Annotated in this window: 9 protein-coding genes; 7 read left to right on the top strand and 2 right to left on the bottom strand. The window is 57.2% G+C overall.

The annotated features are described in order from the left end of the window. The first annotated feature begins 106 nt into the window (after positions 1-106). The 5 genes from KZO34_RS01720 (at position 107) to dinG (ending at position 7,097) form a co-directional block, all read left to right on the top strand. A complete protein-coding gene (locus KZO34_RS01720; RefSeq protein ID WP_257900136.1) occupies positions 107-841 on the top strand; it encodes an MlaA family lipoprotein in 735 nt (244 codons plus the stop codon). 34 nt (positions 842-875) lie between these two features. Further along, complete coding sequence (locus KZO34_RS01715) at positions 876-2,363, top strand: DUF3336 domain-containing protein (protein WP_219472726.1); 1,488 nt, start codon at positions 876-878, stop codon at positions 2,361-2,363. 100 nt (positions 2,364-2,463) lie between these two features. After that, the gene (locus KZO34_RS01710; RefSeq protein WP_219472725.1) at positions 2,464-4,173 is read left to right on the top strand and encodes an ExeA family protein; all 1,710 of its coding nucleotides are present in this window, start codon (positions 2,464-2,466) and stop codon (positions 4,171-4,173) included. Positions 4,174-4,176: 3 nt separating this feature from the next. After that, entirely contained in the window at positions 4,177-4,893 is a 717-nt protein-coding gene (locus KZO34_RS01705; protein ID WP_219472724.1) for a general secretion pathway protein GspB, read from the top strand. Beyond that, entirely contained in the window at positions 4,893-7,097 is a 2,205-nt protein-coding gene (gene dinG / locus KZO34_RS01700; protein WP_219472723.1) for an ATP-dependent DNA helicase DinG, read from the top strand. Before KZO34_RS01705 ends, dinG begins: the two co-directional genes overlap by 1 nt. Before the next feature lie 269 nt (positions 7,098-7,366). On the opposite strand, the gene KZO34_RS01695 is transcribed toward dinG, so the two are convergent. Beyond that, complete coding sequence (locus KZO34_RS01695; RefSeq protein WP_219472722.1) at positions 7,367-10,105, bottom strand: LuxR C-terminal-related transcriptional regulator; 2,739 nt, start codon at positions 10,103-10,105, stop codon at positions 7,367-7,369. Between the two features lie 243 nt (positions 10,106-10,348). On the opposite strand from KZO34_RS01695, the gene cysB reads away from it, so the two are divergent. Continuing rightward, on the top strand, positions 10,349-11,326 hold the full coding sequence (gene cysB, locus KZO34_RS01690; RefSeq protein WP_219472721.1) for an HTH-type transcriptional regulator CysB: 978 nt from the start codon (positions 10,349-10,351) through the stop codon (positions 11,324-11,326). A gap of 30 nt (positions 11,327-11,356) precedes the next feature. On the opposite strand, the gene KZO34_RS01685 is transcribed toward cysB, so the two are convergent. Next, positions 11,357-12,079, bottom strand: coding sequence for a phosphoadenylyl-sulfate reductase (locus tag KZO34_RS01685; protein WP_219472715.1), 723 nt, complete (start codon positions 12,077-12,079; stop codon positions 11,357-11,359). Positions 12,080-12,259: 180 nt separating this feature from the next. Here KZO34_RS01685 and thrH point away from each other — a divergent pair, with 180 nt between their 5' ends. Continuing rightward, a complete protein-coding gene (thrH, locus tag KZO34_RS01680) occupies positions 12,260-12,874 on the top strand; it encodes a bifunctional phosphoserine phosphatase/homoserine phosphotransferase ThrH (RefSeq protein WP_219472713.1) in 615 nt (204 codons plus the stop codon). Positions 12,875-12,879 lie beyond the last annotated feature (5 nt).

The following is a 12,879-nucleotide window of genomic DNA, read 5'->3' as shown; positions in this document are numbered from 1 at the left end:
AAAGCGCCGGTATTTTCGACGAACCGAAACGACTTTAACAACCCAAGAGCAGATAATGAGACAACTTTTCCCCCGGCGCTGGCCCTTTTTTGTTCTCTTGATCGCTATGGCGACCGGATTCTCGACCGGCAAGGCGCTGGCCCAGGCCATGCAGGAGCCTGCGCCGGCAGGTTCAACGCCGGTAAACCCGACCGATCCCTATGAGAACTGGAACCGTAAAGTATTCCGGTTTAACGAAACAATCGATCAATGGTTTTTAAAGCCGGTCGCGCAAACTTACCGGACCTTTACGCCTACTATCGTCGATCGTGGCATCACGAATTTCTTCAACAATCTGCAGGAAATACGAAATCTGGCGAACAGTCTGCTGCAGCTAAAGGGAGAATCGGCCGTCGTCGCGGCAGGACGCTTCACTTATAACACGGTCTTCGGACTGGCCGGTTTTTTCGATGTGGCAACGGCTTTTGATCTGCCGGAACGTCCAGAGGATTTTGGTCAGACCCTCGGGTACTGGGGCGCGGGCTCAGGCCCCTATCTGATGCTTCCGATTCTTGGCCCCTCCAGCCCCCGCCACTTTGGCGGTCTTGCGACCGATCTTTTCGTGCTACCGTCACTCTGGGACAACGTGGACAGCCCGGAGAACTACTACGCAAGGGGTGTCCAAATCGTCGATGTCAGGGCAGACCTGATCCCGGCAGAAGGTTTTATCTCGGGTGATAGCTACATTTTTGTTCGTAATGCGTTTCTTCAGCGCAGGGAATTTCTCATTAATGATGGTCAGCCGGTGGAAGATCCGTTTGCCAGCGGCGATGATGAAGACCTGATGCTTGAAGATTTCTGAGGCTGTACTGTTCGCACAGGATAGGAGGTGACCGGTGATCAGGGACCCACGGATCAAGAAGTTCCGAAAGATGCTCGCCGAAGCACCCAACTACGAAGTGTGGAAAGCTGCGGCTCTGGAACTGGACTTCCTTGAGGGGGCCGCCGAGTGGAAGGAGGACTTCGCCTCCGACCTCTACCATTATGAAGTGATTTATGACCGCCTCAGCAACCTGAAACAGTATCGACAACAGAATGACTTTGATCGCCTGAAACGCGCACTGCGTGAGGGTTTGCACCATGACCTGGGCAACATGGGCAATCCTGCCCTCTACACCCATTCAAGGGTAGGTACCAAGCACCTGGTGGAGGAATACATCACTCAGGTCTGTGAGGCGCTGGATTTCCTCTGTGATCATCCTGTCCCCGGCTTTTCTGTCGCGGATAAACTTCAGTTTTTCCGCGATACCCTGACCAGCTATGGTCGTCCCACACTCCTGCTCAGTGGCGGAGCTACCCTCGGGATGTTCCATTTCGGGGTCATCAAGGCGTTGTGGGAAAAAGGGCTGTTGCCGCAGGTGATTGCGGGGTCCAGCATCGGGGCGATCATCGCCGGCATTCTTGGAGTGCATACCGACGAAGAAATACCGGAAATGCTGGTTCCGGAGAACCACAATCTCAAGGCGTGGAAATGGCGGGGATTACTGAGCGCCGTTCGTGGTGACGGCTTGATGGATCAGGAGCAGCTCAAGTCCTGTCTGCGCGCGAACATTGGCGAGTATACGTTCGAGGAAGCTTACGAGCGGACAGGGCGATCCATTAACGTCAGCGTCTCGCCGATCCAGGCGCACCAGAAGGCACGATTGTTGTGCGGTTATACCTCACCGTATCTGCTGGTTTGGAGTGCTGTGCTCGCCAGTGCCGCGGTACCCGGTATCTTTCCCCCGGTCACCCTGATGAAAAAAGACATCCACGGTAATGCGCTGCCGTACATGCCCCGGCTCAAGTTCGTGGATGGCTCGGTGGTGAGCGACCTCCCGATCGAACGGTTGATGCACCTGTACGACGTTAACTACACGATCGTCAGCCAGACCAATCCGCACGTAGTTCCGTTCCTCGCTAACCGTGGACACGATGAAAAGCTCTCCCTCGCCAACTTACCGATGCATTTGCTCAAGTCGGAGATCCAGTTTCACGGCCAGGGTGTGTTTGATTACCTGCGCAAGCGCCTCAAACCGGAGTTGTTACGGCAAATGTCCGGTCAGTTCTACACCATCATGGCCCAGCGCTATTCCGGCGATGTCACGATTGCGCCGTCCTACTCGCTGAAGGATTACCGGCGAATGCTGTCAAACCCCGATCCGGCGTACGTGAAAGAGATGATTCTGGCCGGGGAGCGCGCTACCTGGCCCAAGATATCGATGATCCGTTCTCACGCCCGAATATCGAAAACACTGGAGCGCTGCGTCAGGCGATTGAAACAACAAAACCGGCGTACGTCGGAACTCCGGTTGGTCAGCAACTCGGATTCCGGCGATTCCTGAGATGACAGCTCAGCGGAGCGGGCGGTATGATACCGCCATAAAGAGCCGGGGCCGGTTTAACGCCGACGAACCCGGTGCCTGAGTACCAGACTGGATACCCATGTACTACGATTTCTTCGGCTTTCGGGAACCCCCGTTTTCCATTGCCCCTGATCCTCGATACCTGTATCTGAGTGAGCGCCACAAAGAAGCGCTGGCGCACCTGATGTACGGTGTTAAGGGGCAGGGCGGCTTTATCGTGATTACGGGTGAAGTGGGGACCGGTAAAACCACGGTTTCACGGTGTTTCATTGAAAACGCACCGGACCACGTGGATATCGCCTTGATCCTCAATCCGCGTTTGTCGGCCCGGGAGTTGCTGTCATCCATCTGTGGTGAGATGGGGATTCCTCACAAGGGTAACGCCAGCATCAAGGAGATGGTTGACCTCATTAACCAGGATTTGTTGAAAGCCCATGCCGCCGGGCGTCACAAGGTCCTGATGATTGACGAGGCCCAGAACCTCTCTGCGGATGTACTCGAGCAGTTGCGGCTGTTAACCAATCTGGAAACGGCAGAAAAGAAACTGCTCCAGATCGTGTTGCTGGGACAGCCCGAGTTGCAGCAGATCCTGGCGTTGCCTGAGTTGCGGCAGTTGAATCAGCGGGTAACCGCCCGATATCACCTGGACGCCATTGGTAAGTCAGAACTCCTGAACTATTTACGCTACCGACTCAGCGTGGCCGGTATGCGTGGCGATATTTTCACGACCGGTGCGGTGTCGAAGCTTTACCGGGAAAGCCAGGGCATTCCCCGCCTCATCAATCTGATCAGCGATCGGGCTTTGCTTGGCGCGTACGCCGAAGGGGAGCACGAAATCACAGCTGCCCATATTCGACGGGCGGCGCGTGAGGTTCGGGGCGATTTTCCCGGATCGTCGTCGAAGAGGTCAGGGGAGTCTGTCCAACCCTCCCGGTATTTGATGCTGACCGCGTCGCTATTGGTGGCGGTGATCGGGACAGCCTGGCTGGTTGATCGTTGGCCGGTCACCGTGACTGAGATTCGGACAGAGCTGGCGGCATCTGCCATTCAGGCGGGTATCGTTGAGCGGGAGACCTCCGGGCCATCAACGGAGTCGCCCGCTTCCGATCCGGACACCCCGGCCCCGGAGGCTTCGGAATCCGCCGGTGCCGAGGCGTTGGATGCATTCAGTTTCCCAGAACAGTCCCGAAGCTTGCCAGACGCGTTTCGGTCATTGTTTGCGCTGTGGGATCGAGATTACAGTCCTGCACTTTTCCCAGTTGCCTGCCAGTTTGCCCGCGAGGATGGCCTGGGTTGCCTCGAACGGCAGGGCTCGCGCCGAAGTCTGGAATTTCTGGATCGCCCGGCCATTCTCGAGTTGCAGGATGAAGCCGGGAATCGAGGTTATGTGGCCATTGGTCGCCTTGAGGGGGACGTCGTTGAGATCGTGCTGCCCAATGGCGTTCGTGAAGTTTCTTTCGAAAGTATTGAACCCTATTGGTTCGGTGGGTATCGGGTATTGTGGAGTCGCCCCGAGTTTCTGGCCGATGGGCCGGCCAACGGCAGCCGGGCCGAACAGTTGTGGATCGGTGCCAGGATGATGGAGCTTGCAGACAGGTTCAGTTCTTCCGTGACTGAAAATGGTCGGATCAAGCGAATGTCGACCGAGGAGCAAGTTCGATGGTATCAGGATCTCAAAGGTCTGACCGTCGATGGCATCGCCGGAGCGATGACCATTATCCAGATCAACAATGATCTGGAGGCGGACGTCCCCAGGCTGGTTCCTTCAGCGCCAGCCAAAGGTAAATAAGCGATGTCCTATATACTTGATGCGCTGAGAAAATCGGAGACGGAACGTCGACAGGGCAAGATCCCGGATCTTGGTCACCAGGTTCAGTTGATCCACAGGCCGAAGAAAAAACGACTCTCGGCGGTGTCCTGGATTGCAATCGCGCTCGTGCTGAACGCAGCTGTGCTGGCTGTGGTGTTCTGGCCCCGGTTAGTGCCGGTCACGGCAGAGTTAACATCTGTTGCGGCGCCGGAGGCTCCGGTCGACACCGAACAGCTTCCTGAGCCTGACTCCCAGCCACAGATGGCGTCGCCCGAAATGGACATGGCGTCCCCGGTTCAGGCGGAGCCAGAGACTGCGTTGGCTGAAAGTGGTGGCACCGATACTGAAGCAGCGGTTCGGGAACGACCTACCATTATTGTTCCGTCTATTGTTCCGTCGTCCCAGGCAGACCGGGAAAATACGGTATTGCCAGACGCCGCTCCGGCTGGCAGGGTACCGCATCTTGTGGAGTTACCCCTGTCCTTTCAAAAGAGCGTCCCGGATTTGACCTTCAACAGCCATATCTACTCCTCCGATCCCTACGCCAGTCGCGTCATGATCAACAACAACTACCTGCGCAGGGGAGACAGCTTTTCCGGACTCCAGGTGGAAAGGATTACCCAGGATGGCGTTATTCTCAGCAAACAGGGGCAGCGCTTCCGGGTGGGAATCGTTCGGGACTGGGTGAGCCCCCGCTAATGGCGCTAACCGACGACATCAAACAGCAGATTCAGCAGGGTTACCGGGACGTTCTGGCCGGCAAGGATATTCGCGCCCGCTATGGTCAGCGTCTCATGATTGCCGAAATCGCCCGTTACATGGGGGAGATCACCGATAACGATGGCCAGCGCACGTCGCCGCCGTCGACCTGCGTGGTCGAGGCGGGAACCGGTACCGGCAAGACTCTGGCCTACCTTATTGCGGCAATACCCGTGGCCAGGGCACTTGGCAAAACCCTCGTCATTTCCACCGCGACCGTTGCCCTGCAGGATCAGATTGTTCTGAAGGACCTGCCGGACCTGCGAAAACACAGCAAAATGGATTTCAGCTGGACACTGGCCAAAGGCCGCGGCCGATACCTGTGCATGTCCCGGCTCGAGGCCCGACTCCACGATGAGGGCAACGGTGACAGTGATACCATGCCGCTCTTCCTGCTTGATGGCCCCAAGGGTGAAGAGCCGGGAACGCGGGCATTCTTCGAGGAGATGCTGGCCAGTTATGGCTCCCGGGAATGGGATGGCGATCGGGATCACTGGCCGGAACAGATTCCGGACGATGTCTGGCGTCAGGTAACGACCGATCATCGACAGTGCACCAACCGCCACTGCAGCTACTTTGACAGCTGTGCCTTCTTTGATGCCCGCAAAGATCTCGATGATGCCGACATCGTGGTTGCCAATCACGATCTGGTGCTGGCTGACCTGGCTCTCGGTGGCGGGGCCATCCTGCCGGAACCGGAAAATGCACTGTTCATCTTCGACGAGGCGCATCACCTGCCAGACAAGGCGTTGAATCATTTTGCCGCATCGGTTCCCCTGAACTCCACGCGGCAGTGGTTGAAACAGTTGTCTCAGGCGCTCACCAAGATGCAGCCATACCTCGCCCCGGCAACGCAGGCGGCCAAAACACTGGACCGTATCGGTTCCGCCTCCCGGGATGTTGATCTCGTTCTCGCCCGGGTCTATGAAGAGGCGGAGCAGAACACAGGCTGGGAATTCAACGAGGAACGGCGCACGGCCCAGTGGCGCTATCCGGAGGGCGAATTGCCGGAGGCGCTGGCTGAACTGGCGGGCGAAACCCGGATTGCGACCGCCAATCTGGTCCGGCATCTCGGTTCGCTGGCCGACGAGCTGCAGACTGCCTTCGATGAGCGCAAGGACCACGAGATTGACCGGGATACCGCCGAGACCTGGTATCCGGTGATTGGTTCGTTTCACAGCCGTGCTGAGGATCAGCTCCGCCTTTGGGCGGCCTGGTGCGAGCAGAACGGGAGTCAGCAGAACACCAGCGAGTCCAGCGACTCAGGCAAACCAGAGCAGCCCGATCCCCAGCGCACGGGCTACAAGAGCCCGGCACCTGCACGCTGGGCGGTCAAACAACGCTGGGACCACGCCGAGGACATTACCCTGTACAGCTCGCCGGTGCTGGCGGATAACCTTCTGTACGCCCGTCTCTGGTCCAGGGCCTACGGATCGGTATTGACCAGTGCCACCCTGACCGCTCTCGGGCGATTCGACCGGTTAAGGGCGCGGGCCGGACTCCCGGAATCGAGCCGTTATCTGGTCGTGCCCAGTTCCTTCAAGTACGGCGAGATGGCGACGGTAGAAGTGCCGGCCATGTCTGCCATGCCCACGGACGATACCTTTGCGGACGAGCTGGTGGCTCGCTTGCCGGATTTGTGGGCCGGGGAGAAGGCAACGCTGGTTCTGTTCACCTCCAGGCGCCAGATGCAGCAGGTTCGTGACGCCCTGGCGCCGGAACACCCGGACCTGATCATTACCCAGGACGATATGGCCAAGGGAGAAGTGTTGCGACAGCACTGCAGCCGGGTTGACGAGGGGCGGCCGAGCGTCTTGTTCGGTGTGGCCAGTTTCGCGGAAGGGATTGACTTGCCAGGCAAGTACCTGCACCACGTGGTGATTACCCGGCTGCCATTCTCGGTGCCGGACGATCCCATAGAAGCGAGCCTGGCCGAGTGGGTGACGCAGCGCGGAGGCAATCCGTTTATGGAAATTACCGTTCCGGACGCTTCGATCAAGCTGGTCCAGGCGGTTGGTCGGTTACTGAGAACCGAACAGGACACGGGCCGGGTGACCATTCTGGACAGACGCATCATTGCGAGACGCTACGGTCAGCTCTTGTTGGATGCGCTGCCGCCCTTCCGTCGGGTGATCGAATACTGAGAATCGAGCGACACTGCCTTGCTCATAAAAAAAGAGCCAGCCCTTGCGGGTTGGCTCTCATCAAGGGGTTCTTTCGAACCCGGGGCGTCGAAACAACGCGGAACAAGAAATCTGAAGGCCTGAAGTTTCAGAATTCGAGATAAGGCTTTTGCCTCACCGTTGCGAGAATAATAGGGGATTAGAGGGCGTAGCCGGATCGTCCAAAGGGCGTAGTGGGTGGTATTAGTTGGCTCTAACTGTGATGCGCGTCACAAAAGTGTGGCTGTGACTCAGAGCTTCAGCAGCCCAAGATCCCTGGCTTTCGCCAATGCCTCGGTGCGCCGGCCAACGCCAAGCTTGCCATACAGGTTGCGTATATGGGCTTTTACGGTGGCCGGCGCCACGTCCATCCTGATTGCAATGTCCTTATTGGCATGCCCCTCATTGATCAGGGCCAGCACCTCCATTTCCCTTTGGCTCAGCGGCTCCTGCAACGGAGTGCCAGAGGGTGGAGGTTGAACCGGGGAAGAGCCTGCGCCTGTTGCGTCAGCCAATACCGTTGCCTGCTGGCTCAGCATATCCCGGAGTGTCTGGTTCCAGCGCCCCAGGCCTGCCAGCATGGGCAGTGCTTGCACGAGCTCCCGTAACCGGGGGCTCTCCTCCGCGAAAAGCCGCAGAAAACCGGCTTCGGAGGCTTTAAGCACAGCCCTGTTCAGCGTTTTGGTGGCTTCCTGATGGCGGCCCTGCAGGTCCAGTGCTTCGCCGTAAACCAGCAGTATTTCGACGAGGTGGCGATTGTGGGCATTGCGCTCTGCCGCGGGTAGCATTTTCCCCAGAATCTCCTGGGCCTTATCCGGACATTTTTGGGCGACCAGGACTCTGGCGATGCTGATAAGATTCTGTTCCCGATTGAGCGGGTTTGTAAACTGACGATCATCGGGGGATCCGAGACACGCCTGCGCCTTTTCCGGATGCCCGGTGGCGAGATAGCATCTTGCCAGAAGGGCGGAGCTTGCCGGGGGTTCGAAGACGATGTGGTCGCGCCGCCTACGCCCAACCTGGGCTGCATCCTCAAGCACTTCAATGGCATCCTGCAGTCGGCCCTCACTGAACGCGAGGTGGCCGCGAACGTGCTGGATAATCACATGTTGGCCAGGCTCCGTACCCCGATTTACATGTTCCAGTAGTGGGGCGAGATGCGTTGCCGCCAGTTGTGGCTGATTGCGTTCCCGATAGATCTCTGTCAGGGCGCTGTTCTGCCAGCACGAAATCAGCCGGGGTTGGCTAGGGTCGGAATAATGTTTGTCCACCCAACTGCGTATCTCCATGCAGGTTTCCAGGGCCAGATCAATGTCGCCGCGGGTGTACAGTATCCATGCCAGCAAACCGCCGCTGGAAAGAACGGTGCTGGGCTTGCGCTCAACCTGGCCGTACCGGACGGCTGACTGAAGCGCGTCCTCAGCGTCGGCAAGCAGGCCCTCACCATAGTAGTCCAGCCCCAGGCCGTAGTAAGTGACCGACTTGAGTGGAATCTTGGTGTGGTCAATGTCCTTGAGGACCTGTTTGGTCAGGTCGCTGGCGCTTTTGTCGTCACTGCGTGTACGGGCCAGGTACGAGCGGATTAGCGAAATTTCGCTCTGGAGGCCGAGCGCGCCCTCGGCATCCGGATGCGAGTCGGCAACCCGACGGTCCAGCAGATCCTCGAGAGCGCTCAGCAGGGGATCCAGGGCATCAAGGCGATTGGCAAAAAACAGTCCCCATATTCTGAGCATCTGTAACTGCGGGCTGTCCTGCACAAGGTGGTCCGGCAGTGACTCAATCCAGTCGAGGACCGGTAGGTGATAGCCACCATGAATCAGGTTGTTTCCATGTTCTGCAAGCACGGTTGCCAACCAGTCCCAGTCTCGCTGATGAACGATTTGGGTTATCCCCTCCTGGACATGGCCATGGTCCAGCAGCCAGTCAACGGTTTTCCGCCAGAGAGCCCTGGCACGGTCCGGTTCCGAATGCCGGATTCGCTGTAGAAGAGCATCCCGAAAAAGATCGTGGTAGCGGAACCACCCGTCGTGATTGTCGAGGGGAATCAAAAAGAGGTTTTGACTGAGTAATTGCTCCAGTTTCTGCTGGCTGTCCTGTTGGCCGCGGATAGCATCGCACAGGGAGGCGCAGAGTCGGGGACAGCAGGCCGTATCCAGAAGGAATCGCGCCACCTCGGCGGGCTGCTGCTCCAGCACCTCCGCCAGAACATAGTCACTGATATGCCGCTCATCTATTTCCAGTTGATGCGGGTTAACTGCTTCATGATGACTGCTCGGATTGATATCCGTTATCCGGCCACTGCCCGATAGCGCCGTAAGCTGCATGGCCGCGACCCAGCCTTCGGTTCTGCGGCAAATCGAGTGCACCTCCGCGTTGGACAGATCAATACCCATGGTGTCGTGAAAAAACCGGCGACATTCGTCCTCGGAAAACGCCAGCAAGCCCGGGTGGATATCCTCAATCCACCGTCGAACCCGCCAGCGGGCAAGAGGCAAGGCGGGCTCGGTTCTTGAGGCCAGCGTAACGGTGATTTCGGGGGGTAGGTAATCTATGAAATAGGCGAAATCTCGAAGAATCCTTTCGTCGCGAACCAGATGAAAATCATCCAGTACCAGGTTCCAGGGACTTCCGTCTGCCGAAAGCACATTCAGCAGGCCTGTAATGGCGCCTGTTGCTGCATCGTCCGAATCATGGTTCAGCTGTTTACGGCAGTCTTCAAGTCCGTCCAGCCCTGAGTATTCGAAAGCGCCAATGACGTATTGCCAGAATCGGCGGGGCTCGTCGTCGTGCTCGTCCAGTGAGAGCCAGGCTGTGGGAAAACGCGTGCGTGCGCACCATTGGGCGACGAGAGTCGTCTTGCCAAAACCGGCCGGAGCGATAACCAGGTTCAGCCGCTTGGGGCTGTGCGGTTCGAGCATCGAACTCAGCCGTTCGCGGCGGACGGCGCGTTGGTCAGAGGTCGGCCGGAGGAATTTGGTGGTCAGCAGCATTGGTTCCCAGAATGCGGAAAGTGTTGTTTACGGATTGTGTGCTTTGTCACAGCCAAGTCAAGGGCAGGGAAGACATTGTGTTAGGTCCTGCACCTCTTTAATTCAATTTTGGTCTAAACTTAGGAGAAGCTGTCTTCTATGCTAAAAAAGAATGAAAATATAGTTTTTTATGCGTACGCTTGAGTTTATCTATTCGAACACACTGTCAGCCGAAGGCCGGGAATCCAGGGAGCAACGGACTCAATGAAATTACAACAGTTGCGATATATATGGGAGGTTGCCCACCACGACCTTAATGTGTCTGCAACCGCACAAAGCCTTTTCACGTCGCAGCCGGGCATCTCCAAGCAGATACGCCTGCTGGAGGATGAGCTCGGCCTCGAGGTGTTTGCAAGGAGTGGCAAGCACCTGACCCGGATAACGCCGGGTGGTGAGATCATCATCCGGGAAGCGGGAGAAATCCTGCGCCGGGTAGAAGGGATCAAGAAAATTGCCCAGGAGTTCAGTAACCAGCGCCAGGGTGACCTGAGTATAGCAACCACCCACACCCAGGCTCGTTACGCTTTGCCGCCGATTATCAGCGGCTTCATCGAATCCTACCCTGACGTTTCCCTGCACATGCACCAGGGCACTCCGATGCAGATTTCCGAAATGGCCGCCAACGGAGCGGTCGATTTCGCAATCGCCACGGAAGCCATGGAGCTGTTCAATGACCTGATCATGATGCCCTGCTACAAGTGGAATCGCAGTGTGATCGTGCCCAAGGACCATCCGTTGGCGAAGATGGATGAACTCACCTTGCCAGACCTGGCCGAGTACCCTCTGGTCACTTACGTGTTCGGTTTTACGGGGCGTTCCAAGCTGGACGAGGCATTCCAGTCCCAGGGCCTGACGCCCAAGGTGGTGTTCACGGCGGCCGATGCTGACGTAATCAAAACTTACGTTCGCCTGGGTCTTGGTGTTGGCATCATTGCGAGTATGGCCTTTGATCCCGAAACCGATCCGGATCTGGTTGCCCTTGATGCCAGGAAGTTGTTCCGCCCAAGTGTTACCCGCATTGGCTTCCGGAAAGGCACCTTCCTGCGCGGTTACATGTATGATTTCATTGAGCGCTTTGCGCCTCACCTGACCAAGGAGCGGGTCGATGAAGCGGTGGCCCATCAGGGAAGCCGGTCCGAGATCGAGGAACTCTTCAAGGATGTGGACCTGCCCACCTACTGATCAGGTGGGCGCATCCGGATTGGTGCCGGTTTAATTCCGGGCGATCAGATTGTCGGCGTGAAGGCCGCATTCCTTCTTGGTCGCCTCTTCCCACCACCAGCGCCCTTCGCGCTCGTGCTGGCCGGGAAGGACCGGACGGGTGCAGGGCTGGCAACCGATACTGACGAACCCCTTCTCGTGCAGCTCATTGTAGGGCGCTTCTGACATCCGGATGTAGTCCCAGACTTCCTTGGACGTCCAGTTTGCCAGTGGATTGAATTTGACCAGGGTTTTCTCTTCTGTCGAGAATGCAGTGTCTTCCTGCACCACAGGTACATCATTTCGGGTGCCCGGACTCTGATCCTTGCGCTGACCGGTGATCCACGCATCGACCGTGGCAAGTTTGCGCTTCAGCGGGCTGACCTTCCGGATACCGCAGCATTCGGAATGACCATCCTCATAAAAGCTGAACAGACCCTTTCTGTTCACCAGATCCTGAACCTCGGCGGCATCAGGGAAGAGCACTTCGATCTCGATCCCGTAGTGTTTCCGGACCTTCTCAACAAACTCGTACGTCTCGGGGTGCAGTCTCCCGGTATCCAGGGTGAACACCTTGAGGTTGTCGGTGAGCTTGTGGGCCATTTCAATCAACACAACATCCTCGGCGCCACTAAAGGAGATGGCAATGTTGTCATAAGCCTTGAATGCGGCTTTTAGGATTGAGCGAGGGCTCTGTCCCTCTAATTCGTCCCGGAGTTGTTGAATATCGGTCATTGACTGATGCTACCTGATCTAAATGAGTGAAAAGGCTACCATTAATGCCTCATAGCATGAAGGAATGAGCATCTATATGGTTATGCCCGATGCATTCCTCACCGGATTTTCTTATCATACGGCGCTAATCGGAGCGGAGCTGCTGCTCCGGCACACCCAGCTGTTCACCAGGAGACTATTGTGGAACTCGCATGCCTTGACCTTGAGGGAGTACTGATCCCGGAAATCTGGATCGCATTTGCGGAAAAAACCGGTATTGAAGAGCTCAAGGCCACCACCCGCGATGTTCCCGATTACGATGTGCTGATGACTCAGCGCCTGAAGCTTCTCGACCAGCACGGCTATGGGTTGCCACAGATTCAGGAGGTGATCGGGGAGCTGGATCCGCTACCGGGCGCCCGTGAGTTCCTTGACTGGCTGCGTGAACGATTCCAGGTGGTTATCCTGTCGGATACGTTCTATGAGTTTGCCATGCCATTGATGGCGAAACTCGGCTTCCCGGCCTTGCTCTGTCACAAGCTGGAAGTAGCCGATAATGGCCAGATTACGGATTACCTGTTGCGCCAGCGGGATCCGAAACGCCAGTCCGTTCGCGCTTTCCAGTTGCTCAACTACCGGGTGATTGCTGCAGGTGACTCCTACAACGACACCACCATGCTGGGGCAGGCGGAGGCGGGCATCCTGTTCCACGCTCCCCAGAACGTCATCGAGGAGTTTCCCCAGTTCCCCGCCGTGCACAATTTTGACGATCTGAGGCAGGAATTCCTCAAGGCCAGCGCCATCCACACCGCCTGATCGAT

Origin of the sequence: Marinobacter sp. F4206, assembly GCF_019392195.1 — a bacterium.
GTDB lineage: Bacteria > Pseudomonadota > Gammaproteobacteria > Pseudomonadales > Oleiphilaceae > Marinobacter.
Note: the sequence above shows the minus strand (reverse complement) of the source record. Positions and strands in the feature narration are given on the sequence as shown.

Bases quoted from the DNA above. Each gene is read 5' to 3' on its own strand.
- KZO34_RS01720 (WP_257900136.1), top strand. From the start codon at position 107: ATGGCGACCGGATTCTCGACCGGCAAGGCGCTGGCCCAGGCCATGCAG.
- KZO34_RS01710 (WP_219472725.1), top strand. From the start codon at position 2,464: ATGTACTACGATTTCTTCGGCTTTCGGGAACCCCCGTTTTCCATTGCC.
- KZO34_RS01705 (WP_219472724.1), top strand. From the start codon at position 4,177: ATGTCCTATATACTTGATGCGCTGAGAAAATCGGAGACGGAACGTCGA.
- dinG (WP_219472723.1), top strand. From the start codon at position 4,893: ATGGCGCTAACCGACGACATCAAACAGCAGATTCAGCAGGGTTACCGG.
- KZO34_RS01695 (WP_219472722.1), bottom strand. From the start codon at position 10,105: ATGCTGCTGACCACCAAATTCCTCCGGCCGACCTCTGACCAACGCGCC.
- cysB (WP_219472721.1), top strand. From the start codon at position 10,349: ATGAAATTACAACAGTTGCGATATATATGGGAGGTTGCCCACCACGAC.
- KZO34_RS01685 (WP_219472715.1), bottom strand. From the start codon at position 12,079: ATGACCGATATTCAACAACTCCGGGACGAATTAGAGGGACAGAGCCCT.